General features: G+C 61.9%; 21 protein-coding genes, 2 tRNA genes and 3 rRNA genes. 4 read left to right on the top strand and 22 right to left on the bottom strand.

Going from position 1 to position 24396, the window contains the following annotated elements; all coding sequences use genetic code 11:
• Window positions 1-22: 22 nt before the first annotated feature.
• The 4 genes from can to ACOYR3_RS04570 form a co-directional block, all read right to left on the bottom strand.
• Complete coding sequence (gene can, locus ACOYR3_RS04585; protein ID WP_422845300.1) at window positions 23-682, bottom strand: carbonate dehydratase; 660 nt, start codon at window positions 680-682, stop codon at window positions 23-25.
• A gap of 43 nt (window positions 683-725) precedes the next feature.
• On the bottom strand, window positions 726-1916 hold the full coding sequence (locus tag ACOYR3_RS04580; protein ID WP_422845299.1) for an isovaleryl-CoA dehydrogenase: 1191 nt from the start codon (window positions 1914-1916) through the stop codon (window positions 726-728).
• A 48-nt stretch (window positions 1917-1964) separates the two neighbouring features.
• The gene (locus ACOYR3_RS04575) at window positions 1965-2348 is read right to left on the bottom strand and encodes a PaaI family thioesterase (protein WP_422846523.1); all 384 of its coding nucleotides are present in this window, start codon (window positions 2346-2348) and stop codon (window positions 1965-1967) included.
• Between the two features lie 117 nt (window positions 2349-2465).
• Window positions 2466-2861, bottom strand: coding sequence for a MerR family transcriptional regulator (locus ACOYR3_RS04570; protein ID WP_422845298.1), 396 nt, complete (start codon window positions 2859-2861; stop codon window positions 2466-2468).
• Window positions 2862-2990: 129 nt separating this feature from the next.
• On the opposite strand from ACOYR3_RS04570, the gene ACOYR3_RS04565 reads away from it, so the two are divergent.
• The gene (locus ACOYR3_RS04565) at window positions 2991-4157 is read left to right on the top strand and encodes an MBL fold metallo-hydrolase (protein WP_422845297.1); all 1167 of its coding nucleotides are present in this window, start codon (window positions 2991-2993) and stop codon (window positions 4155-4157) included.
• A 145-nt stretch (window positions 4158-4302) separates the two neighbouring features.
• Here ACOYR3_RS04565 and rrf read toward each other — a convergent pair.
• The 5 genes from rrf to ACOYR3_RS04540 all read right to left on the bottom strand — a co-directional run bounded on the left by rrf (window position 4303) and on the right by ACOYR3_RS04540 (window position 9595).
• Window positions 4303-4415 (bottom strand): 5S ribosomal RNA (gene rrf / locus ACOYR3_RS04560).
• Window positions 4416-4555: 140 nt separating this feature from the next.
• Window positions 4556-7434: ribosomal RNA gene (locus ACOYR3_RS04555) — 23S ribosomal RNA — on the bottom strand.
• 356 nt (window positions 7435-7790) lie between these two features.
• Window positions 7791-7866 (bottom strand) — tRNA-Ala (locus tag ACOYR3_RS04550).
• A gap of 32 nt (window positions 7867-7898) precedes the next feature.
• Window positions 7899-7975, bottom strand: a tRNA-Ile gene (locus tag ACOYR3_RS04545).
• 91 nt (window positions 7976-8066) lie between these two features.
• A 16S ribosomal RNA gene (locus ACOYR3_RS04540) occupies window positions 8067-9595 on the bottom strand.
• Together the 16S, 23S and 5S rRNA genes with 2 tRNA genes alongside form the textbook arrangement of a ribosomal RNA operon.
• A 660-nt stretch (window positions 9596-10255) precedes the next feature.
• On the opposite strand from ACOYR3_RS04540, the gene ACOYR3_RS04535 reads away from it, so the two are divergent.
• Complete coding sequence (locus ACOYR3_RS04535) at window positions 10256-12157, top strand: ATP-binding cassette domain-containing protein (protein WP_422845296.1); 1902 nt, start codon at window positions 10256-10258, stop codon at window positions 12155-12157.
• Between the two features lie 84 nt (window positions 12158-12241).
• Here ACOYR3_RS04535 and ACOYR3_RS04530 read toward each other — a convergent pair whose 3' ends face one another.
• The 7 genes from ACOYR3_RS04530 to ACOYR3_RS04500 form a co-directional block, all read right to left on the bottom strand.
• Window positions 12242-13345, bottom strand: coding sequence for a protein-glutamate methylesterase/protein-glutamine glutaminase (locus tag ACOYR3_RS04530; RefSeq protein ID WP_422845295.1), 1104 nt, complete (start codon window positions 13343-13345; stop codon window positions 12242-12244).
• A 24-nt stretch (window positions 13346-13369) separates the two neighbouring features.
• A complete protein-coding gene (gene cheD, locus ACOYR3_RS04525) occupies window positions 13370-14119 on the bottom strand; it encodes a chemoreceptor glutamine deamidase CheD (RefSeq protein WP_422845294.1) in 750 nt (249 codons plus the stop codon).
• 27 nt (window positions 14120-14146) lie between these two features.
• Window positions 14147-15052, bottom strand: a complete 906-nt coding sequence (locus ACOYR3_RS04520) for a CheR family methyltransferase (RefSeq protein WP_422845293.1) — start codon at window positions 15050-15052, stop codon at window positions 14147-14149.
• 106 nt (window positions 15053-15158) lie between these two features.
• A complete protein-coding gene (locus tag ACOYR3_RS04515) occupies window positions 15159-15647 on the bottom strand; it encodes a chemotaxis protein CheW (protein WP_422845292.1) in 489 nt (162 codons plus the stop codon).
• 63 nt (window positions 15648-15710) lie between these two features.
• Complete coding sequence (locus ACOYR3_RS04510; protein ID WP_422845291.1) at window positions 15711-17864, bottom strand: chemotaxis protein CheW; 2154 nt, start codon at window positions 17862-17864, stop codon at window positions 15711-15713.
• Window positions 17865-17903: 39 nt separating this feature from the next.
• Entirely contained in the window at window positions 17904-18266 is a 363-nt protein-coding gene (locus ACOYR3_RS04505) for a response regulator (RefSeq protein WP_422845290.1), read from the bottom strand.
• Window positions 18267-18314: 48 nt separating this feature from the next.
• Window positions 18315-18761 carry a hypothetical protein gene (locus ACOYR3_RS04500; protein WP_291489545.1) on the bottom strand — a complete coding sequence of 149 codons (447 nt, stop codon included), beginning with the start codon at window positions 18759-18761 and terminating at the stop codon, window positions 18315-18317.
• 194 nt (window positions 18762-18955) lie between these two features.
• Between ACOYR3_RS04500 and ACOYR3_RS04495 the strand changes: the two genes are divergently transcribed.
• Together ACOYR3_RS04495 and ACOYR3_RS04490 are read left to right on the top strand one after the other, a co-directional pair.
• Window positions 18956-20071: an ATP-binding protein gene (locus ACOYR3_RS04495; protein ID WP_422845289.1), complete on the top strand. Its 1116-nt coding sequence runs from the start codon at window positions 18956-18958 to the stop codon at window positions 20069-20071.
• Window positions 20068-20697 (top strand): response regulator, encoded by a 630-nt coding sequence (locus ACOYR3_RS04490; protein ID WP_422845288.1) that lies wholly within the window; start codon window positions 20068-20070, stop codon window positions 20695-20697. The genes ACOYR3_RS04495 and ACOYR3_RS04490 overlap by 4 nt, the downstream gene beginning before the upstream one ends.
• 27 nt (window positions 20698-20724) lie before the next feature.
• On the opposite strand, the gene fliR is transcribed toward ACOYR3_RS04490, so the two are convergent.
• From fliR to fliM, 6 genes are read right to left on the bottom strand one after another with little or no spacing between them, the layout of a single operon-like run.
• Complete coding sequence (fliR, locus tag ACOYR3_RS04485) at window positions 20725-21495, bottom strand: flagellar biosynthetic protein FliR (protein ID WP_422845287.1); 771 nt, start codon at window positions 21493-21495, stop codon at window positions 20725-20727.
• 47 nt (window positions 21496-21542) lie between these two features.
• Window positions 21543-21812, bottom strand: coding sequence for a flagellar biosynthesis protein FliQ (fliQ, locus tag ACOYR3_RS04480; RefSeq protein ID WP_291489542.1), 270 nt, complete (start codon window positions 21810-21812; stop codon window positions 21543-21545).
• 11 nt (window positions 21813-21823) lie between these two features.
• The gene (gene fliP, locus ACOYR3_RS04475) at window positions 21824-22594 is read right to left on the bottom strand and encodes a flagellar type III secretion system pore protein FliP (protein WP_422845286.1); all 771 of its coding nucleotides are present in this window, start codon (window positions 22592-22594) and stop codon (window positions 21824-21826) included.
• A complete protein-coding gene (locus tag ACOYR3_RS04470) occupies window positions 22587-22955 on the bottom strand; it encodes a FliO/MopB family protein (protein ID WP_422845285.1) in 369 nt (122 codons plus the stop codon). Before ACOYR3_RS04470 ends, fliP begins: the two co-directional genes overlap by 8 nt.
• A gap of 7 nt (window positions 22956-22962) precedes the next feature.
• Window positions 22963-23400: a flagellar motor switch protein FliN gene (gene fliN, locus ACOYR3_RS04465; protein WP_422845284.1), complete on the bottom strand. Its 438-nt coding sequence runs from the start codon at window positions 23398-23400 to the stop codon at window positions 22963-22965.
• A complete protein-coding gene (gene fliM, locus ACOYR3_RS04460) occupies window positions 23390-24394 on the bottom strand; it encodes a flagellar motor switch protein FliM (RefSeq protein ID WP_291489538.1) in 1005 nt (334 codons plus the stop codon). Before fliM ends, fliN begins: the two co-directional genes overlap by 11 nt.
• Window positions 24395-24396: the final 2 nt, after the last annotated feature.

Below are 24396 nucleotides of genomic sequence, written 5' to 3'. Positions count from 1 at the left end.
CCGTGGTACCAGCGGCAGGCGCCTATTGGCGCTGCACGGCCGCCACCCCGGCAATGGCGGCCTTGTAGAGAGACTCCAGCCCTTCGGTGCTGTCGACCGTCATGTGCAGGTTGTTGATGAGGCCGTCCTTGAGGCCGTAGCACCAGCCGTGCAGCGTGACCTTCTGGCCGCGGCCCCAGGCGTCCAGCATCACGGTGGTCTGCGCCACGTTCACCACCTGCTCGATGGCGTTGAGTTCGCACAGCACGTCGTGGCGCCACTGGGGCGCGATGGAGGCGATCAGGTCGCGGTGGCGGTCGCGCACATCGGTCACGTGGCGGATCCAGTTGTCGGCCAGGCCTACCCGGGTGCCCTCCAGCGCGGCCAGCACGCCGCCGCAGCCGTAGTGGCCCACCACCATGAGGTGCTCCACCCGCAACTGGTCCACCGCATACTGGATGGTCGACAGGCAGTTGAGGTCGGTGGGCACCACCACATTGGCCACATTGCGGTGCACGAACACTTCACCGGGTTCCAGGCCGGTGATCTGGTTGGCGGGCACGCGGCTGTCGGAGCAGCCGATCCACATGTACTTGGGCTTTTGCTGCGCCAGCAGGGCCGTGAAGAAGCCCGGCCGCTCGCGCTCCATCTCGGCCGCCCAGGCGCGGTTGTGGACAAACAGGTCGTCGATGGAGGTAGACATGGGGTTTGGCAGTGCAACGGTGGAGGGTTGAGGGTGAATGCTGTCAGCAGGTTTCGGCAAACAGTTCGCGGCCGATCAGCATGCGGCGGATTTCGCTGGTGCCGGCGCCGATCTCGTAGAGTTTCGCATCACGCCACAAACGGCCCAAGGGGTATTCGTTGATATAGCCGTTGCCGCCGTAGATCTGCACCCCTTCGCCCGCCATCCAGGTGGCCTTCTCGGCACACCACAGGATGACGCTGGCGCAGTCCTTGCGCACCTGGCGCACATGCTCGGTGCCCAGCATATCGAGGTTCTTTGCCACCGTGTAGGCAAACGAGCGCCCCGCCTGCAGCACGGTGTACATGTCGGCCACCTTGCCCTGGATGAGCTGGAATTCGCCGATGCTCTGGCCGAACTGCTTGCGGTCGTGAATGTAGGGGACCACGTTGTCCATCACGGCCTGCATGATGCCCAGGGGCCCGCCCGTGAGCACGGCGCGCTCGTAGTCCAGTCCGGACATGAGCACCTTGGCGCCGCCGTTGACGGTGCCCAGCACGTTTTCAGCGGGCACTTCCACGTCCTGGAACACCAGCTCGCCCGTGTGCGACCCGCGCATGCCGAGCTTGTCGAGCTTTTGCGCAATGGAGAAGCCCTTCATCCCTTTCTCGATCAGGAAGGCCGTCACGCCGCGGGCGCCCAGTTCGGGTTCCGTCTTGGCGTAGACCACCAGGGTGTCGGCATCCGGCCCGTTGGTGATCCACATCTTGCTGCCGTTGAGCAGGTAGTAGCCGCCCTTGTCCTCGGCCTTGAGCTTCATGCTGATGACGTCGGAGCCGGCGCCAGGCTCGCTCATGGCCAGCGCGCCTACGTGCTCGCCGCTGATCAGCTTGGGCAGGTACTTCTGCTTTTGCGCGTCGCTGCCGTTGCGGTTGATCTGGTTCACGCACAGGTTGCTGTGGGCGCCGTAGGACAGGCCCACCGAGGCGCTGGCGCGCGAGATCTCTTCCATGGCAACCATGTGGGCCAGGTAGCCCATGTTGGCACCGCCGTACTGCTCGGGCACGGTGATGCCCAGCACGCCCAGGTCACCCATCTTGCGCCACACGTCCATGGGGAACTGGTCGGTGCGGTCGATCTCGCCGGCGCGCGGTGCGATCTCCGCCTGCGCAAAGTCCCGCACGGCGTCGCGCAGCGCGTCAATGTCGTCGCCCAGCTGGAAGTTGAGGCCGGGCAGGTGGGAGGAAAGGCTCATGGGTTGTCTCCTTGGAAGTAGGTAGTCGAAAGGCTGGAAGCCGCGTGTTCAGCCCTGGACGGCGTCTCGCCCGGTGACCGCCATGAGGGTGCACCCCATGGTGGCGACGAGCTTCTCGCGGTCGCCGTCCAGGGCAAAGGCGCGGCCTTCGCAGACGGTGATGGTCCGGCCGGGCTTGAGGACGCGGCCTTCCATCCGGAACCGCTCGCCCTGCGCAGGGGCGAGCAGGTTGATCTTGAATTCCACCGTGAGCACGGCGGCTTCCTCTGCCATCAGCGTGAAGCCCGCATAGCCGCAGGCCGAATCCAGCGCGGTGGCCACCATGCCGGCATGCAGAAACCCGTGCTGCTGCGTCAATGCCGTGGCCCAGGGCAGTTCGATGGTGACCACGCCGGGCGCGATCCCGGCCAGTGCCGCCCCCAGCGTCTGCATGGCGCCCTGGCGGGCAAAGCTGTCACGTACCCGCTCGGCGTAGTGGGCGCACCGGGGCTCGAAAGAAGGGAGGGTCACGGTTTTTTGATTTACGTTTACGTAAACGTCAATTATGGATCATTTTTCCGATTCCACCTTGCGCAGCAGGGCCCGGGCTTCTTCCTCATGCTCCTGGACCTCCTCCAGGTTCGCGCGCAGGTCGGCCATCTGCTCTTCCAGTTGCTTGCGGTGAACCACCAGCACGTCCAGGAATTTGCGCAGCTGCACCCCGGTGTCGCGGGGGCTGTCGTACAGATCGATGATCTCCTTGGCCTCTGTCAGCGACAGGCCAAGGCGCTTGGCCCGCAAGGTCAGCCGCAGCCGGGTGCGATCACGGGCGCTATAGACGCGGTTGCGGCCGGCAGGCCCCGTGCGCGCCGGCTGCAGCAGGCCCATGTCCTCGTAGAAGCGGATGGCCCGCGTGGTGAGATCAAACTCTTTGGCGAGATCGCTGATGGTGTAGGTAATGGCCATGGTGTGCTGGAGCGGAGCCCGGTGCCATTTCGCACAAGAGACAGCCCCGCGGCCATCGCTGCCTACAATGGTGCACCGGATTCGTGACGTTTACGTTAACGTCAATCCTACCGCATGCGATCGGCCGCCATGAACCCCCAAGAACACCAGATCCACTACCCCCACGGCGATGCGCTGCCGGCCCCGGGTACCGCCCTCACGGTGGCGGCCGGCGTCAAGTGGATCCGGATCGGGCTGCCGTTTGCACTCGACCACATCAACCTGTGGCTGCTGCGGGACCGGCAACCCGATGCCCGCGGGACACCGGTGGATGGCTGGACCGTGGTGGACTGCTGCATCGACAGCGCCGGCGCACGTGCGCAATGGGAGCAAGTATTTGCCAGTGCCCTGGAGGGGCTGCCGATCCTGCGCGTCATCGTGACCCACATGCACCCCGACCACATCGGCCTGGCGCATTGGCTGTGCGAGCGCTGGAACGTGCGCCTGTGGATCAGCGCCACGGACTACCACGTGGCCCGCACCGCGGTCTACGACCGCGACGGCTTTGGCGGCGAGGCCGGGGCGGACTTCTACACCCAGCACGGCATGCAGGACCCCGCGTTTCTGCAGCACGTGCGGGGCCGCGCCTCGTACTTCCCCACGCTGGTGCCCGCCATTCCCAGCCGCTACCACCGCCTCATGGACGGGGACGCCGTACAGATCGGCGACCACACCTGGGAATGCATCAGCGGCTATGGCCACGCGCCCGAGCACATCGCGCTGTACTGCGCGCAGCTGGGGGTGCTCATCAGCGGCGACATGGTGTTGCCGCGCATCTCCACCAACGTGAGCGTCCATGCCACCGAGCCGGAGTCGAACCCCCTGCGTCTCTTCTTGGCATCCTTGCTCCGCTATCTGCCGCTCCCGCCGACAACGCTGGTGCTGCCCTCCCACGGCAAGCCCTTCCTGGGCCTGCAGGAGCGCATTCAGCAATTGCAACACCACCACGAGGCGCGGCTGGGCGAGATTCTAGGGGCCGCGGAAAACGGCCCTTTATCCGCGGCCGACGCAATGCACCTGATGTTCCGGCGCAAGCTCGACGCCCACCAGATGACCTTTGCCATGGGCGAGGCCCTCGCACACCTGCACTGGCTGTGGCGGGAAGGACAGCTGCAGCGCGTGCTGGACGCCAACGGCGTGTACCGGTTTCACCCGGCCAGCGCAGGTCTGAGCCAACTTGCATCCCGAGGCCTGCCGCCTGCAGGCGGGGCTGAACCCAAGACCACGAGCAACCCGCCAGGTGGCGCGAGCCATTAACGGACCTTGCCAGGCCCATCGGGCCAATGGCGGCCTGTTTATCACGGGGCTCTGGAAGCGGGGTTGGCGGGATTTTGTTTGCGCATGTGCAAAGCAAAACGCCCTTCTGCTCGGTGGAGCAGAAGGGCGGTTTGGGGCTGTAAGAGCCTGACGATGACCTACTTTCACACGGGTATCCGCACTATCATCGGCGCAAAGTCGTTTCACTGTCCTGTTCGGGATGGGAAGGAGTGGTACCAACTTGCTATGGTCATCAGGCATAACTTGGTGCTGGGCAGTGGTTGAGGACTGCCTGGCGAATTCATAGAGTTTGGAATCAGTTTTAGTTTTGACTGCGTCTAACTTGGCATAACAGACTTTGAGCTTTTGCACAGATGTGCGTTGGCTATCAAAGTTATAGGGTCAAGCCGCACGAGCAATTAGTATCAGTTAGCTTAACGCATTACTGCGCTTCCACACCTGACCTATCAACGTCCTGGTCTTGAACGACTCTTTAGGGGGCTCAAGGCCCCGGCAGATCTCATCTTGAAACGAGTTTCCCGCTTAGATGCTTTCAGCGGTTATCTCTTCCACACTTAGCTACTCGGCAATGCCACTGGCGTGACAACCGATACACCAGAGGTGTGTCCACTCCGGTCCTCTCGTACTAGGAGCAGGCTTCCTCAAATCTGCAGCGCCCACGGAAGATAGGGACCAAACTGTCTCACGACGTTTTAAACCCAGCTCACGTACCTCTTTAAATGGCGAACAGCCATACCCTTGGGACCGGCTACAGCCCCAGGATGAGATGAGCCGACATCGAGGTGCCAAACACCGCCGTCGATATGAACTCTTGGGCGGTATCAGCCTGTTATCCCCAGAGTACCTTTTATCCGTTGAGCGATGGCCCTTCCATACAGAACCACCGGATCACTATGTCCTGCTTTCGCATCTGCTCGACTTGTCAGTCTCGCAGTTAAGCACGCTTATGCCATTGCACTATCGTCACGATGTCCGACCGTAACTAGCGTACCTTCGAACTCCTCCGTTACGCTTTGGGAGGAGACCGCCCCAGTCAAACTGCCTACCATGCACTGTCCCCGATCCAGATGATGGACCTAGGTTAGAACCTCAAACACACCAGGGTGGTATTTCAACGTTGGCTCCATGAGATCTAGCGACCTCACTTCAAAGCCTCCCACCTATCCTACACAGATCTGTTCAAAGTCCAATACAAAGCTACAGTAAAGGTTCATGGGGTCTTTCCGTCTTTCCGCGGGGAGATTGCATCATCACAAACATTTCAACTTCGCTGAGTCTCAGGAGGAGACAGTGTGGCCATCGTTACGCCATTCGTGCAGGTCGGAACTTACCCGACAAGGAATTTCGCTACCTTAGGACCGTTATAGTTACGGCCGCCGTTTACTGGGACTTCAATCAAGAGCTTGCACCCCATCATTTAATCTTCCAGCACCGGGCAGGCGTCACACCCTATACGTCCACTTTCGTGTTTGCAGAGTGCTGTGTTTTTATTAAACAGTCGCAGCCACCGATTTTTTGCAACCGCGTTGGGCTCCCTTTGTACAAGATCACCTACTTGCGGCATACCTTCTCCCGAAGTTACGGTATCAATTTGCCGAGTTCCTTCTCCTGAGTTCTCTCAAGCGCCTTAGAATACTCATCTCGCGCACCAGTGTCGGTTTGCGGTACGGTCGTCAATAGCTGAAGCTTAGTGGCTTTTCCTGGAAGCAGGGTATCACTCACTTCGGCTGCAAGCAGCCTCGTTATCACCCCTCATCTAAGCCCGGCGGATTTGCCTACCAGGCACGACTACAGGCTTGAACCAACATATCCAACAGTTGGCTGAGCTAACCTTCTCCGTCCCCACATCGCACTATTGATCGGTACAGGAATATTGACCTGTTTCCCATCAGCTACGCATCTCTGCCTCGCCTTAGGGGCCGACTCACTCTACGCCGATGAACGTTGCGTAGAAAACCTTGCGCTTACGGCGAGGGGGCTTTTCACCCCCTTTAACGCTACTCATGTCAGCATTCGCACTTCTGATACCTCCAGCATCCGTTACCAGACACCTTCACAGGCCTACAGAACGCTCTCCTACCACGTGCAATAAATTGCACATCCGCAGCTTCGGTAACTGGCTTAGCCCCGTTACATCTTCCGCGCAGGACGACTCGATCAGTGAGCTATTACGCTTTCTTTAAATGATGGCTGCTTCTAAGCCAACATCCTGACTGTTTTAGCCTTCCCACTTCGTTTCCCACTTAGCCAATTTTAGGGACCTTAGCTGGCGGTCTGGGTTGTTTCCCTCTTGAGTCCGGACGTTAGCACCCGGTGCTCTGTCTCCCAAGCTGTACTCTTCGGTATTCGGAGTTTGCATAGGTTTGGTAAGTCGCCATGACCCCCTAGCCTAAACAGTGCTCTACCCCCGAAGGTAATACTTGAGGCACTACCTAAATAGTTTTCGGAGAGAACCAGCTATTTCCAAGTTTGTTTAGCCTTTCACCCCTATCCACAGCTCATCCGCTAGTTTTGCAACACTAGTCGGTTCGGACCTCCAGTACCTGTTACGGCACCTTCATCCTGGCCATGGATAGATCACTTGGTTTCGGGTCTACACCCAGCGACTGATTCGCCCTATTCGGACTCGATTTCTCTACGGCTTCCCTATTCGGTTAACCTTGCCACTGAATGTAAGTCGCTGACCCATTATACAAAAGGTACGCCGTCACCCTTGCGGGCTCCGACTTTTTGTAAGCATGCGGTTTCAGGATCTATTTCACTCCCCTCCCGGGGTTCTTTTCGCCTTTCCCTCACGGTACTGGTTCACTATCGGTCGATTACGAGTATTTAGCCTTGGAGGATGGTCCCCCCATATTCAGACAGGGTTTCTCGTGCCCCGCCCTACTTTTCTCTAACTTAGTACCACACGTCTGCTTTCGCATACAGGGCTATCACCTACTATGGCCGGGCTTTCCATCCCGTTTTGCTAACAGTCGTGCTATCACTAGAAGGCTCTTCCAATTTCGCTCGCCACTACTTTCGGAATCTCGGTTGATGTCTTTTCCTCGAGCTACTGAGATGTTTCAGTTCACCCGGTTCGCCTCGCATGACTATGTATTCATCATGCGATACCTCTTGCGAGGTGGGTTTCCCCATTCAGAAATCTCCGGATCAATGCTTATTTGCCAGCTCCCCGAAGCTTATCGCAGGCTATCACGTCTTTCTTCGCCTGTAATCGCCAAGGCATCCACCACATGCTCTTAGTCACTTGACCCTATAACTTTGACATCTCTTTCAAGATATCGCCATCATCTTCAAGGACTTGCCAGGTCTTTCACCTGGCGCGTTATGCCGTAATGTGAATATTTCCTCGATATCACTATCAAAGAACATTCGTCATTACTGAATTTCAATCAGCTTTCGCTTATTGAATATTCGTTTTGACGCAATCAAAAAATTGTCATCAGAGGCACGGTCTGCACTAAACCTTTACGAATGTGCAGTTTCCTCTGACAACGCTGATTCGACTCTATGAATTTTTAAAGAACAGCCGATTGATCAATCGATATTGATCAACAACAAAGTAGCCTCTTGCAAAGCCACTTTGGTGTTGAATTACCAGTGCGTTGGTGGTGGAGGATGACGGGATCGAACCGACGACCCCCTGCTTGCAAAGCAGGTGCTCTCCCAGCTGAGCTAATCCCCCAGTGTCCTCTCACGTATCTTGCCATCGGAATTTGGTGGGTCTAGTTGGGCTCGAACCAACGACCCCCGCCTTATCAAGACGGTGCTCTAACCAGCTGAGCTACAGACCCATTCCACATCCAAGCGAATCCCTTCGCTGGTCTGCGGCTTCTTCCAACAACCGATAAGTGTGGGCGTTCAATCTTGAATGCTGTTTTCCAGAAAGGAGGTGATCCAGCCGCACCTTCCGATACGGCTACCTTGTTACGACTTCACCCCAGTCACGAACCCTGCCGTGGTAATCGCCCTCCTTGCGGTTAGGCTAACTACTTCTGGCAGAACCCGCTCCCATGGTGTGACGGGCGGTGTGTACAAGACCCGGGAACGTATTCACCGCGACATTCTGATCCGCGATTACTAGCGATTCCGACTTCACGCAGTCGAGTTGCAGACTGCGATCCGGACTACGACTGGCTTTATGGGATTGGCTCCCCCTCGCGGGTTGGCAACCCTCTGTACCAGCCATTGTATGACGTGTGTAGCCCCACCTATAAGGGCCATGAGGACTTGACGTCATCCCCACCTTCCTCCGGTTTGTCACCGGCAGTCCCATTAGAGTGCCCTTTCGTAGCAACTAATGGCAAGGGTTGCGCTCGTTGCGGGACTTAACCCAACATCTCACGACACGAGCTGACGACAGCCATGCAGCACCTGTGTTACGGCTCTCTTTCGAGCACTCCTCTATCTCTAAAGGATTCCGTACATGTCAAAGGTGGGTAAGGTTTTTCGCGTTGCATCGAATTAAACCACATCATCCACCGCTTGTGCGGGTCCCCGTCAATTCCTTTGAGTTTCAACCTTGCGGCCGTACTCCCCAGGCGGTCAACTTCACGCGTTAGCTTCGTTACTGAGTCAGTGAAGACCCAACAACCAGTTGACATCGTTTAGGGCGTGGACTACCAGGGTATCTAATCCTGTTTGCTCCCCACGCTTTCGTGCATGAGCGTCAGTGCAGGCCCAGGGGATTGCCTTCGCCATCGGTGTTCCTCCGCATATCTACGCATTTCACTGCTACACGCGGAATTCCATCCCCCTCTGCCGCACTCCAGCGATGCAGTCACAAATGCAGTTCCCAGGTTGAGCCCGGGGATTTCACATCTGTCTTACATCACCGCCTGCGCACGCTTTACGCCCAGTAATTCCGATTAACGCTCGCACCCTACGTATTACCGCGGCTGCTGGCACGTAGTTAGCCGGTGCTTATTCTTACGGTACCGTCATGAACCCCCTTTATTAGAAGGAGTCTTTTCGTTCCGTACAAAAGCAGTTTACAACCCGAAGGCCTTCATCCTGCACGCGGCATGGCTGGATCAGGCTTGCGCCCATTGTCCAAAATTCCCCACTGCTGCCTCCCGTAGGAGTCTGGGCCGTGTCTCAGTCCCAGTGTGGCTGGTCGTCCTCTCAGACCAGCTACAGATCGTAGGCTTGGTAAGCCTTTACCCCACCAACTACCTAATCTGCCATCGGCCGCTCCGTTCGCGCAAGGCCTTGCGGTCCCCTGCTTTCATCCTTAGATCTTATGCGGTATTAGCAAAGCTTTCGCTCCGTTATCCCCCACGATCGGGCACGTTCCGATGTATTACTCACCCGTTCGCCACTCGTCAGCATCCGAAGACCTGTTACCGTTCGACTTGCATGTGTAAGGCATGCCGCCAGCGTTCAATCTGAGCCAGGATCAAACTCTACAGTTCGATCTTGATTTTTTCGCTCTTTCGAGCAACTCATAAAAAGAATTGAAGTGAACTTCACTTCTATCTCATGAGCGTTTAAGTGCTATGCACTCGGTTACTAGAACCTTGGCACTCGCCATCAAACGCCCACGCTTATCGGCTGTATGTTTTTAATGAACCAGACAACAAATCAGACCGAAGTCTTCTCTCTTATCTCGACCTAGCTGCGATCAGCTGAGCCTTGAATTCTAGCACGGTTTTTAAAGAACCGTCAAACTTTTTGAAAACTTTTTTGTTTTCATCACCGATCAGATTCAGCACCTTGCAGCACCACCTTCGATCAGCGAAGCCTTGAATTATATACCGGTTTTTACGCCGCTTGCAACCCAAGACCAAACTTTTTTTCTTCTTTACCTCCGCAGCATCTGTCCCCTAAAGAACTAGCAGCGCGGGTAGCGAAGCCCTCTACTATAACACTGGTCTGGGGGGCTGGGAAAAGTTTTCTCAATTTTTTGCCCACGGAGGCCTTGACCTCACAAGCTGCGGGAGCAGGCTGCGGGCAAAGAGAGGTGTACTCCAGGCGGCCCCCCGCCCACCGCCTACGCCCTAGGCAGCCGCACCGCCGCCACAACGGCCTCATGGACAGGCCTCCATCAGCCCTCCACCGATAATTCCCAGGCTATGGCTCTTATTACCTTACTGAACGCGCAGCTTGCCTTTGGGCACGTTGCCCTGCTGGACCACGCCGCCTTCTCCCTGGAGCCTGCAGAGCGGGTCGGGCTGATCGGCCGCAACGGCGCTGGCAAGTCTTCCTTGCTCAAGATCCTTGGGGGGCTGGCGAAGCCGGACGATGGGACGCTCCATGTACAGCAAGGCGTCCGGATCGCCTTTGTCGCCCAGGAGCCATCGCTGGATCCAGCGGCCACGGTTTTCAAGGCCGCGTCGGAAGGATTGCAACGCGCCATCCAGTTGCGCGATCAGTATCTGGCGGGAGCCGAAGGCGTGGACCTGGATGCCCTGCAGTCGGAGATCGAGGCGTACGACGCGTGGAACTGGGAGCAGCGGGTTGCGGAAACCCTACAGCGCCTTCACCTGGACCCCGAAGCGGTGGTGGGAACGCTGTCGGGCGGAACCAAGAAGCGGGTGGCGTTGGCCCAGGCCCTGGTGGCCCGTCCCGATGTGTTGTTGCTGGACGAGCCGACCAACCACCTGGACCTGGACTCGATCGAGTGGCTTGAAGATCTGCTCCTCGACTTTCCCGGCAGCGTGGTCACGGTGACCCATGACCGGTCCTTTCTGGACCGGGTCGCCACGCGCATCGTGGAACTCGACCGGGGGCAGCTGCGGTCCTTCCCCGGCAACTTCGCGCAGTACGTGGCACAGAAGGAGGAGCAACTGGCGCAGGAGGCGGTCGTTGCCGCAAAGGCCGACAAGCTGCTGGCGCAGGAGGAAGTCTGGATACGCCGCGGCGTGGAGGCCCGGCGCACGCGCAGCCAGAGCCGCATTGCCCGCCTGGAGCTCTTGCGCCAGCGCCGCGACGCGCGCCGGGAGGCCGTGGGAAGCGTTCGCATGGAGGTGGCCACGGGTGCTTCGGGCAACTACCAGGGCAAGATCGTGGCCGAGCTGACGGGGGTGAGCAAGTCCTTCGGGGACCGGTGCATCGTCCGCAACTTCACGGGCACGGTGCTGCGCGGCGACAAGGTGGGGCTGATTGGCCCCAACGGCGCCGGCAAGACCACGCTCCTGAAGATGATCCTGGGGGAACTGGCCCCGGACACCGGAACGATCCGCCAGGGGGCCAATCTGCAAGTGGCGTATTTCGACCAGATGCGCCAGGCTATCAACTTGGACGCAACGCTGGAGGACTTCATCAGCCCCGGCAGCGAATGGATCGAGATCGGCTCCCAGCGCAAGCACGTCAAGAGCTATCTGAGCGATTTCCTTTTTTCCCCGGCGCGGGCGCACTCGCCGGTCCGCTCGCTCTCCGGCGGCGAGCGCAACAGGCTGTTGCTGGCCCGCCTGTTTGCCCGCCCCGCCAATGTGCTGGTGCTGGACGAACCCACGAACGATCTGGACATCGACACCCTGGACCTGCTGGAGGAACTGCTGGGCGCCTACGAAGGCACCGTCTTCCTGGTCAGCCACGACCGCACCTTTCTGGACAACGTCGTCACCAGCACCATCGCCTTTGAAGGCGATGGCCTGTGGCGCGAGTACGAAGGCGGCGTGCGCGACTGGCTGGCGCAATCGCAGCGCAGCCGCGCGGTGCTCGGCGCTGCCGCGCCATCGGCAAAGAAGAGCACGGAAGAAAAAAAGAGTGAAAATGCATCTCAGGGAACGTCCAGCAAGCGCGAGCAGCTATCAAAAAAGAAGCTGAGCTACAAGGAGCAGCGGGAACTGGAGCAGCTCCCTGCGCAGATCGCGGCGCTGGAGGCGGAACAGCAGACACTGCAGGACGCATTGGCCGACGGCAGCCTCTACGGCACGGACCCCGCCCGGGCGACCACGATGGCGACACGGGTCAGCGCGATCGAGGACGAATTGATGGCGGCCTTGGAGCGCTGGACCGCGCTCTCCGCATAGTCCGCCGCGCACCCCGCCGTTCCAGCGGACCGGCGGTGCGACCGGCCATCCGCGGCGACCACGGCGCGCGGGGGCCGGGCAGCGTCAGATGCGGTGGTGGAGCCGGTCTGTGGTGCCCCGCAGGCGCGCCACCAACGCCGGCGCGATCTGCCCCAGCGGCAGCACCTCGTCTGCGGCACCGTGGGCAATGGCCTCGCGCGGCATGCCGAAGACAATGCAGGTGGCCTCGTCCTGCACATAGTTGTAGCTGCCCGCGTCCTTCATCTCGCGCATGGCGGCGGCCCCGTCGTTGCCCATGCCGGTGAGCATGATGGCAAATGCGTTGCGGCCCACCACGGCGGCCGCGGACTTGAACAGCACCTCCACCGACGGCTTGTGCCGGTTCACGGGCGGGCCATCGTCCACCACGGCCACGTAGTTCGCACCGCTGCGCGCGAGGTGAAACTGCGTGCCCCCCGGGGCGATGTAGGCATGTCCCGGCAGGATGCGCTCGCCGTTCACGGCTTCCTTCACCGTGATCTGGCAGAGACCGTTCAGGCGCGCGGCGAAACTGGTCGTGAAACCGGCCGGCATGTGCTGGGTGATGACGATGGCCGGGGAATCGGCGGGCATTTGCACCAGCACTTCCTTGATCGCCTCCGTGCCACCCGTGGAGGCGCCGATGCAGATCACCTTCTCGGTGGACAGGCGCCCCAGCAGTGCCGACGCGGGCGGCGGTGCTGTGCCCGCGGCTGCGGCGGCCCCGGGCGCCGCGGCATCACGCGCGGGCGGCGCCCGGCGCACATGGGCCACGGCCGCCACGCGGATCTTGTCCACGATCTGCGACGCCAGTTCGTTGAGGCCGCTGGCCAACCCTACGCGCGGCTTGGCCACGAAATCGACGGCGCCCAGTTCCAGCGCCCGCATGGTCACCTCGGCGCCCCGCTCCGTCAGCGTGGAAATCATGACCACAGGCATCGGGCGCAGGCGCATCAGGCGCCCGAGAAAGTCGATGCCGTCCATGCGCGGCATTTCCACATCCAGGGTAATGACATCGGGATTGAGCTCGCGGATCATCTCGCGGGCCACCAAGGGGTCATTGGCCGTCCCGATGCACTCCATGTCGCGCTGCCGGTTGATGATCTCGGACAGCAGACTGCGGACCAATGCCGAATCGTCCACCACGATCACCCGGATTTTGCTGCTCATTCACTCGCGCCTTTTCTTCTCTACTTAAAACAGATCGACAGAACCGCCCGAGGTGGCCTTGGCCACCACGGCGGCATTGCCCCGCACTTCCTGGGCCGCCAGCGCTTCGGGGTGGGCGTGAGCCAACCGCTTGACCATGGCCTTCCCCGTTACGGGAAAGAACACCACCTTGCGCGGGTAGATGTCCAGCACGTCCTCGGAGACGATGGGGATGCGCTCGGTGTGCAGGTAGTTCAGGACAAAGTTGGTGTTGCGCTCGCCCACGTTCATGGTCGTGAAGTTGTGCATGACCTGCGCACCGCCAAAAATCTTGGCCTGCATGGTTTCGCGCCGCGCACCCAGCTTGAGCATTTCGTTGATGAGCAATTCCATCGCATACGAGCCATAGCGGCCCGAGGCGTCGGCCACGTCGCCATCGGGCAGCATGAAATGGTTCATGCCGCCCACCAGCGCACGGCTGTCCCACAGGCAGGCCGCGATGCAGGAGCCCAGCACGGTCATGATGATCATGTTCTCGTCGGCGACGAAATACTCGCCCGGAAGAACCTTCACCGCGTTGTGCTGGAAATGGTGGTCCAGATAGAAAAACGAGGCCTCACCCGGCTTGCGGCTGCGCGCCTTGAGTTCCTGCAGCGATGATTCCCGCACGGTTCTTCCGCCCGCGGCGTAGACATCCGCACTCAAGGGCGCAATACGGGGCGCACGGCGCCGCTCCGGCACGCCGGGCATTGCGGCCGGTGCAGAGGATGGAGATCCAGTAGGGAGTGTGGTCATGGTGCTAGGTGCGCAGCAGCAAGCAGATCATCGGCGCTCGTACACCGTTTTTCCGCGCAGCGTGAACAGGTCTCTGGATTCGCTGAAATTCTCGGCATGCCCGACGAACAGCATGCCGCCCGGCTTCAGGACGCGGTGGATGCGCTCCAGCACACGCCGCTGCGTGGGAGCGTCAAAGTAAATCATCACGTTGCGGCAAAAGACCACATCGAAAGGCTCCTTGAAAGGCCAGTCGTCACGGATGAGGTTGACGCTCATGAAGTCAATCATCCGGCGCAGCTCGGGCTTGGCGCGCACCATCCCGGCATTGGTGCCTTTGCCTCGGAGGAAGAACTTCTGCAGGCGCTCGGGGCTGAGGCCCTTGAGGCTGTCGAGCCGGTACACCCCTTGCGCGGCCGTGGCCAGCACGCGGGAATCGATGTCGCTGGCCACGAGCTTGAAAGAAGCATGGGCCCCCAGCGCTTCCAGCGCCGTGATGACGATGGAATAGGGTTCCTCGCCTGTGGAGGCGGCATTGCACCAGACCCGCCAGTTGGCACCGGGCTTGCTCCGCAGGTGCGAGGCCAGGATCTCGAAGTGGTGCTGCTCGCGGAAGAAGGCCGTGAGGTTCGTGGTGAGCGCGTTGATGAACTCCTGCCACTCCGGGCCATCGTGCGTTTCCAGCCAGCCCAGGTAGTCATGGAAGCTGCTGTGCCCGGTCTCCCGCAGCCTGCGCGACAGGCGGCTGTACACCATGGCGTGCTTGCCGTCGTGCAGGCTGATGCCCGCACGCTGGTAAATCAGCGCCTGCACCCGCGCAAAGTCCGCATTGGTCCAGACGAACTCCCGCCCCTGCGCCAGCGGCCCTGCCGGAGGGGCTGCCGAGGCAGTCACGGAATCCAGCCTGCCGCTGGAGGGGCGGGCTATCGATGGGGCGCTGGAGGGTTGGGCCATAGTGATCGTCCGACGGAAATCCTGTTCGCTCCTGAAGAAGATCTGCAAGCCACGCCTGTCCTGGTGCCAGCGGCGGCCGAGCCACCGCCAAGGCGAAGACGAGGGCCTATTCGTTGGCCGTCACGAGCCCCATGTCCACACTGGACATGAGCTTTTCAATGTCCAGCAGGATCAGCATGCGCTCACCCACCGAGCCGAGACCCAGGATGCAGCTGTTGTCGATCGCGCTTTCAATATCGGGGGCCGAACGGATGCTGTCGGGCGTGAGCTCCATCACATCGCTCACGGAATCCACCACAATGCCCACCACGCGGCTGCGCAGGTTCAGGATGATGACCACCGTGAAGCTGTTGTAGTCCGCCTGCGCGCAATTGAACTTCAGGCGCATGTCCACGATGGGAACGATCGTGCCGCGAAGGTTCACCACGCCCTTGATGAAAGCCGGCGCATTGGCGATGCGGGTGGGCGGCTCGTAGCCGCGGATCTCCTGCACTTTCAGGATGTCGATCCCGTACTCTTCCTGGTCGAGACGAAAGGTCAGGTACTCGCGGGCGCCCGTGGACACCGCCTCTGAAGTCTTAGCCATCACACTCATCGTGCGTTCTCCTTGCATGACGGCGGCGCACACACGCGGGTGCGTCCGCACAGTTCCATCTCTTTAGTGGCGGGCGCGGCGCACCAGGGCTCCGGTGTCCAGGATCAGGGCCACGGTGCCATCGCCCAGAATCGTGGCGCCCGACACATTGGGGACCTTGCGGTAGTTCGACTCCAGGTTCTTCACCACGACCTGGTGCTGGCCCAGCAGCTCGTCCACCAGCAGGGCCACGCGGCTGCCGTCGGCCTCCACCACCACCATGATGTTGCTGGACTTGTTGAGGTCAAACCGCGGCACCTGGAAGATCTTCTCCAGCGCGATCACCGGCATGTATTCGTCGCGGACCTTCACCAGCTGCGAGCCCTGCGCCACCGTGCTCACGTCATCGGCATTGACCTGGAAGGACTCCACCACGGAGGACAGGGGCAGGATGTAGACCTCGTCGCCCACGCCCACCGACATTCCGTCCATGATGGCCAGCGTCAACGGCAGGCGCACCGAAACCCGCATGCCATACCCTTCGGCGGAATCGATCTCGACGGAACCGTTGAGCGCCGCGATGTTCCGCTTGACCACGTCCATGCCGACGCCGCGGCCGGAAACGTCCGTGACTTCTTCGGCCGTGGAAAAGCCCGGCGCAAAGATCAGCTGCCAGACGTCTGTGTCGCTCATCTGGTCGGAAACGTCGAGGCCGCGCTCGCGCGCCTTGCCCAGAATCTTCTCCCGCGACAGGCCACGGCCGTCGTCACGCACTTCGATCACGATCGATCCCCCCTGGTGGGACGCCGACAGCGTGATGGTGCCGTGTTCCGGCTTGCCCTTGGCAAGGCGGTCTGCCGGCATCTCGATGCCGTGGTCGCAGCTGTTGCGCACCAGGTGGGTCAGCGGGTCGGTGATCTTCTCGACCAGGCCCTTGTCCAGCTCGGTGGCTTCGCCCAGCGTGACCAGGTCCACCTTCTTGCCCAGCTTGTTGGCCAGGTCGCGCAGCATGCGCGGGAAACGGCTGAAGACGATGGACATCGGGATCATGCGGATCGACATGACCGATTCCTGAAGATCGCGCGTGTTGCGGTCCAGGTCCGCCAGGCCGGCGAGCAACTGCTGGTAGGCCCCCGAATCCAGGCCCCGGCTGTTCTGGGCCAGCATGGCTTGGGTGATGACGAGTTCACCCACCAGATTGATCAGCTGGTCCACCTTCTTGACATCCACCCGGATGGTGGTGGACTCCATCTGTGCCTGCATGGCCGCCTTGGGCTCGCCCGCCTTGACCGCGACGGCGGCAGCGGCGGGCTTGGGCGCCTGCACGGGCGCCGATGCGGCCGGGGTTGCCTCCGCATGCGGCGCACCCGGCGCCTCGTGGAAGAAGCCGTAGGCCTCACCAGAATCCGCCGTAGCGGCAACCGCATCCCCGGACTCCGCCGCCTGCGACGCACCGGCGGCAGCAGCAGCATCGCGGATCTGCACCTGCTCCTTGGCCACATGGAACGCAAAGAGGTCCAGCAGATCGTCGTCGGTGGACGTGGTTTCCACCGCAAACAGGCGTGTGTTGGGCTGGGCGCACTCCAGGTCGCTGATGGTGCCCAGGCCCGGGATGTCGCGGAACAGTTCCTTGAGGGCATCCGCCTGGGCCACGCGCTCCAGCGGTCCCACTTGGATCTGAAGCTGGCGCTTCTGGCCGGGCACGGCGGGTGCCGCGGGCGCCGGCGTGGCGGGCGCTGCAGCCTGCACCGCAGGCGCCGGGGCCGGCGCCACGGCGGGCGGAGGCGCCACCGGCGCAGACGCGTCGGGCACCAGTCCGGCTGCGAGGTCACTGATGCGCCGAACCAGCGACGCGGTGGACACGGCCTCGCCCTGCCCCCCGGCCTGGTGGCGCGCGAGAAGGCTGCGGGAGGCGTCGGCCGACTCCAGCAGCACGTCCACCATCTGGGGGATCGGCTGCAACTCGTGGCGGCGCAGGCGGTCCAGCAGGGACTCCATCTGGTGGGTCAGTTCCGCCACATCGGAGAACCCGAACGTGGCCGAGCCGCCCTTGATGGAATGGGCGCACCGGAAGATGCCGTTCAGCTCTTCGTCATTGGCGGCGCTCAGGTCCAGATCGAGCAGCATCTGCTCCATCTGGTCCAGGTTCTCGCCGGCTTCCTCGAAAAAGATCTGATAGAACTGGCTCAGATCGAAGTCGGCGCCCGCGCCCGATCCTTCTTGGTAGGTTTCCGCCATATGGGCTCCTGTGTACGTGGTGTCCCCGGACCGTCCGGCTCAGCGGATCACTTTCTGAATAACCTCGATCAGACGGTTGGGGTCAAAAGGCTTGACCAGCCAACCTGTCGCGCCCGCGGAGCGACCTGCCTGCTTCATCTGATCGCTGGACTCGGTCGTCAGGATCAGGATGGGAATCGTCTTGAACTTGGGGTTCTCGCGCAGCTTGCGGGTGAGCCCGATGCCGTCGAGCCGGGGCATGTTCTGGTCCGCCAGCACCAAGTCAATGTCGTGGCTTTCGGCCTTTTCCAGCGCGTCCTGTCCGTCGACCGCCTCCACCACGTTGTAGCCGGCACCTGTCAGAGTGAACGACACCATTTTTCGCATAGAAGGTGAATCATCTACGGCAAGGATCGATTGCATGTAAGGCTCCAACTGGCTGAATATATAGATTTACCGGCGGTGTGAAGGTCAGAACAGGTCCACAGAACCCGCGTCCATTTCGCTTTGGGTCACGGGGTTGGGGCGGTCGGGCGCCATCTCCGCAAACGGGGCAGCCTCCTCGCCTTCCTCATGGCCCATGGCTTCCGATGCCAGGCGAAACGCGCACCCCTGCAGCACTTTGGTCGTATGGAAGATCAGCTGGGAGGCCATGTCCTGGAATTGCAATTCCGTCACGGCACTGCGCAACGCCGCCCGCGCGGCCAGAAGCTCCGGCGAATCGCCCACCACGGCATCCGTGAGCAGGGCATTGGCTTCGCCAAAACGCTCCAGCAGGTTGTCCGTGGCATGGTTGAGCAACCCTTCCAGCCGGTGCAGGTCATGCATGACCACCAACAATGAGTCCTGCAGTTCCGCCGCCACCATGACGGGAACCTGGACTGCAGGTCCTCCAGACGTCGTTAGCGTAGATTGCATCGTCTCTCCATCGCGGCACGTAGCAGCAAAGCACGCAAAAAGCACGGAAACTCGGCACCGTCCGCGGGTCGGAATGGCGCGCGCACTGTGGCGTCAACACCCCCTCAACCCAGCCTCCAATGCCACCGCTGAAACAATTCCCACAGGACAAGCCCCCAAGTTTGTTCCAATTTGTATCCTATGATAGCGCCCCTATGGTCCCCATGGCATCAGACCGGGCTCTCAGCATCCTGCATCTTGAAGATTCATTGGCAGATCATGAATTGGCCGTATTGACGTTGCGGCGCTCGGGCAGGGTGTGCCAATTCCTCCAGGTGGACTCGCTCCCAGAGTTCCAGCGGCTCACCGACAGCCAGCCGTTCGACGTCATCCTGGCAGACTACCGGCTGCCCGGATTCACCGCACTGGACGCATGGGCACATGTGGCGCAAAAGCCGCACCATCCCCCTTTCATCCTGCTTTCGGGCGCCATTGGCGAGGCCGCTGCCGTGGACGCCATCCGGCTGGGAATTGCGGACTACCTGCTGAAAGACGATCTCCAGCGGCTGCCCCACGTGATTGCGCGGGCGCTGGAGGTCCACGAGGCGCGCCAGGCCCGCGAACAGGCCGTCGCCCAGCTGGAGGCGTCGGAGCGCCAGCTGGCGAACCTGGCGGAGCACCTGCAGACCTCCATCGAACAGGAGCGTGCCGCCATTGCCCGGGAAATCCACGACGATATCGGCGGGGCGCTGACGGCGGTCCGCTTCGATGTGGCGTGGATCGGACGCCACAGCGCCGATCCGCAGATGCAGGAGCATGCCGCCTCGGCCGCTGAAATGCTGCAGCACGCCATCGGCGCGAGCCAGCGCATCATGATGAACCTGCGCCCACCCGTGCTGGAGCAGGGCTTGGTGGCCGCCATCCAGTGGCTCGCCGCAGGATTCGAGCGCCGCTCGGGCACCCCGGCGCGGGTGGTCAGCAGCAGCGAAACCATCCACGCCGCGGCCGACATCCAGCTGGCCGCCTACCGCACGGCGCAGGAAGCCCTGACCAACATCAGCAAATACGCCCAGGCCAGCACGGTCCACATCGACCTTTCCGACAAGGAAGAGGTGTTGACCCTGGAAATCACGGACGACGGCGTGGGTATCGACCCCGCCCTGCTGAACAAGCCCAAGGCTTTTGGATTGAAAGGCCTGCGCGAGCGCGCCCGCACGGTGGGAGGATGGCTGGACATCAGCAGCCGGCCAGGCCACGGCACGTCCGTCATCCTGTCCGTGCCGCTAACATCCGCCTCGTCGTCACCACCAGCCCAAGGAGATGCGCAGTGATTCATGTGGTCCTGTGCGATGACCACGCCGTCCTGCGGCGCGGCATACGCGACACATTGGCCGAGGCGCCCGACATCCGGGTGACCGGCGAGGCGGGTGGCTATGCCGAGCTGCGGGACGTGCTGCGCTCCGCCCCCTGCGACGTGCTGCTCCTGGACCTGAACATGCCGGGCCGCAGCGGCCTGGAGGTGCTCGCCAGCCTGCGCGAAACCCATTCCGCCATCAAGGTGCTGGTGGTCTCCATGTACCCCGAGGACCAATACGCCCTGCGGTGCCTGAAGGCCGGGGCGCAGGGGTATGCCAACAAGGCGGGCGACCCCGTGGAGCTGATTTCCGCGGTGCGCACCGTCATGCAGGGCCGCAAGTACCTGACGGCCGAAGTGGCGCAGATGCTTGCCGACAGCCTCGCGCAACCCACCCCGGAGGCCCCGCATGCGGCCTTGTCGGAGCGCGAGCTGCAAACCCTGGTCAAGATTGCGTCGGGCCGCCGGCTCTCGGACATCGCGGAGGAACTGATGCTCAGCCCGAAGACCGTGAGCGTCTACCGCTCCCGGGTGCTTGAAAAGCTCAAGCTCTCCAACAACGCGGAACTCACGGTGTACGCCATCCGCAACCAGCTGGTGTAAGAACGTGCCCACGGACTGGGAGCCGCCCTACCGCTGCGCCGCAAACAGGTCGATGGCCTGCTGCATCAGGGCCAGCACCGGCTGCTCCAGCAGCGGCAGCGTGGCCACGATGCCCAGCATCCCGACCGTCAGCGTGACCGGGAAGCCCACGGCATAGATGTTCATTTGCGGTGCCACGCGGGAAATGATGCCCAGCGTGAGGTTGACGAACAGCAGCAGCGCAATCATCGGCAGGGCGATCCACAGGGCGCTGGAAAAGAGCGATGCGCCCAGCTCGTGCAGCCGCATCTGCCCGAGGGCCTGCAGAAAATTGCCGTCCACCGGGAAGCGGTCGAAGCTCTTGACCACCGCCATCAGAATCAGCAAGTGTCCATTGATGACCACGAAGAGCAGGATGGACATGTGCCCGAAAAAGCGCGCGACAGCACTGATCTGGGCGTTGGACGAGGGGTCGAAGAAGGACGCGAAATTGAGCCCCATCTGCAAGCCGATGACTTCTCCCGCCAGCTCCACCGCGGCGAAGACGAGCCGGGCCGCGAACCCGATGGCCAGTCCCACCGCCACCTGCTGCGCCACCGCCCCGAGGGCGGCACGGTCGTTCACGCTGATGACGGGCTGGTCGCCCAGGACCGCCTGCGCGCACACGGCCACGAGAAACGCCAGCCCGATCTTCACGCGCATGGGAACCACGCGCATGGAAAACACCGGAGCAACCGAAAAGACGGCGAGCACGCGCAGGAAGGGCCACAGGACGGGCGAAAGCCACGCCATCAGCTGGGCTTCGGAGAACGTGATCACGTCCGCCCCTGCAACCGGCCTGCGCGCCCCAGGACCGACCTCATGCGCTACCCGACCATGGACGGGATGGACTCGATCGTGCGGCGCAGAAAGTCCACCAGGGTGCTGAGCATCCAGGGGCCCGCGATGGCAAACACCACCATGGCCGCGATGAGCTTGGGCACGAAGGCCAGCGTGGCCTCGTGGATTTGTGTCACGGCTTGGAAGATGCTGACCAGCAGCCCCACCGCCATGACCACGGCCAGCACGGGCATGGAGATCATCAACAGCAGGGTGAGGGCATCGCGCCCGATGGTGAGAACCACTTGGGGAGTCACGGGACCATCCTTCAGGTGACAAAACTGGCCGCCAGCGAGCCGATCAGCAGATTCCAGCCGTCCGCCAGCACGAACAGCATCAGCTTGAACGGCAGCGCCACCAGCACGGGAGACAGCATCATCATCCCCAGCGACATGAGAATGCTCGACACGACCATGTCGATCACCAGGAACGGGATGAAGATCATGAAGCCGATCTGGAACGCCGACTTCAACTCGCTGGTGACAAAGGCCGGCACCAGCACCCGCAGGGGCGCCGTTTCGGCCGTGACCGAGGCGTCCAGCTTGGCCAGGCGAGAAAACAGGGCGAAGTCGGACTGCCGCGTCTGCTTGAGCATGAAGCTGCGCATGGGGGCCTCGGCCTTTTCCAGCGCCTGCTCAAAGCTGATGGTGTTCTTGGTGTAGGGAAGGTAGGCGTCCTGGTACACGCGGTCCAGGGTCGGCCCCATGACGAAGAGGGTCAGGAACATCGACAACCCGATGATGACCTGGTTGGGCGGGGCCGATTGCGTCCCCAGCGCCTGGCGCAGCAGCGACAGGACAATCACGATGCGCGTGAAGCCGGTCATCATCAGCAGCACGGCCGGCAGGAACGACAGCGCGGTGAAGAACAGCAGCGTCTGGATGGGCACCGAATAGCTGTTGCCCGACGGGCCGCTGCCCACCACCAACGGCAGAGCGCCCGCCGATGCTTGCGCGAACGCGGCGCCGTGCGATGCCAGGGCGACCGCGGCCAGGGCCCCGGGCAGCAGCCAGCGGTGAACCGTGGAGACCTCAGCCATGGGACACCGCCCCCGCAGCGCCTGCTGCAGATGCCGCGGATGCCATCTCTTGCGCAAAGGAAGGGCTGGCCGTACGGGATGCGGACGCCGGTTGCGCGCCCCCGCCCACCGGCAGCACATGCAGGCAGCTGACCTGCTGGGCCGTCACGCCCAGCACCAGCCAGGTCCGGGCATGCTCCGGTCCGACTTCCACAGTCACCACGCGCTGGTGGGGCCCCACGGTCACGGCCGACAGCACCTTGGAGGCAGCGACTGCCGCCGTGCCGCCTGCCGCGTGGCGCTGCTGCATCCGCCGGACCAGCCACGGCAGCAACGCCATGGCACCGACGAAGAGCACGACCACCACCAGGGTCGAGGTCATGTTGCCGCTATCCACGGCTGACCCGCCGCAAGCGCTCCGAAGGCGTCACCACGTCCGTGAGGCGGATACCGAACTTGTCGTTCACCACCACCACCTCGCCTTGAGCGATGAGGTAGCCATTGACGAGCACGTCCATGGGCTCGCCCGCGAGAGCGTCGAGCTCCACCACCGAGCCCTGCGCGAGCTGGAGGATGTACTTGATCGGCACCTTGGTGCGGCCCAGCTCCACCGACAGCTGGACGGGAATGTCCAGCACCATGTTGATGTCGTTGACCGGCGCATCGCTGCCACCGGACAAGGGGCGCACCGGCTCGCCGGACAACGGTCCGCCTTGCTCGGCGTCCGCGGGCTTTTCGTCGGTGCGCTTTTGCTCTTCCAGCGCCTCGGCCCAACCCGCAAACGGATCTTCCGCTGCGGCGTCCTTGTTTTCGTCTTCAGTTGACATCTTTTTCTCCCAACCAGCTCATGTCCGAGCTGCGCAGGCATTCTTCAATGCGAATGGCGTACCGGGAATTGTGGGTTCCGTACTGGCATTCAAAAATGGGAACCCCGCCGATCGACGCGCGAATGCGGGGCTCCCGGTCCAACTCGATGAAATCGCCCGGCTTCATGGCCAGCAATTGCTCCACCGTGGCGTCGGCACGGGCCAGCTCGGCCACCAGCGTTACCTCGGCCGCCTGGATTTCCCGCGTCAGCACCCGCACCCAGCGGCGGTCCACCTCGATCGAGTCGCCTTGCGTGGACGAGTACAGCACGTCACGGATCGGCTCCAGCGTGGCATAGGGCATGCACACGTGGATCGCCCCCGACAGGTCACCGATCTCCAGCTGAAAGGCGGTGGACACCACGATTTCGCTGGGGGTGGCGATGTTGGCAAACTGCGGCTGCATCTCCGAGCGCTGGTACTCCAGCTCCAGGGGGTAGATGCCCTGCCAGGCCTTCTTGTACTCGGCGCAGATCACGTCGACCAGGCGGTTGATGACGCGCTGTTCCGTGGGGGAGAAGTCCCGGCCTTCGATACGGGTCTGGAACTTGCCGACGCCGCCGTACAGCGTGTCGATGATGCCGAACACCAGCGACGGCTCGCAAACGATCAGCCCGCTGCCCCGCAGGGGCCGGATAGCCACGATGTTGAAGTTGGTGGGAACCGCCAGCTCCCGCAGGAACGCGCTGTACCGCTGCACCGACACCGTACCCACCGAGATTTCAGGGCTGCGGCGGATGAAATTGAACAGGCCGATGCGGAAATTGCGCGCAAACCGCTCGTTGACAATTTCCATCGTCGGCATGCGGCCGCGAACGATGCGCTCCTGGCTGGAGATGTCGTACGTGCGGACCGAGCCCGCCTCGGCGACTTCCTCCACCTGCTTCTGGCTCTCGCCGGTGACGCCCTCCAGAAGGGCATCAACTTCTTCCTGCGAAAGAAATGAATCACTCATGA

It is taken from the genome of Acidovorax sp. M2(2025) (assembly GCF_049330835.1).
Classification (GTDB): Bacteria; Pseudomonadota; Gammaproteobacteria; order Burkholderiales; family Burkholderiaceae_C; genus Acidovorax.
Note: the sequence above shows the minus strand (reverse complement) of the source record. Positions and strands in the feature narration are given on the sequence as shown.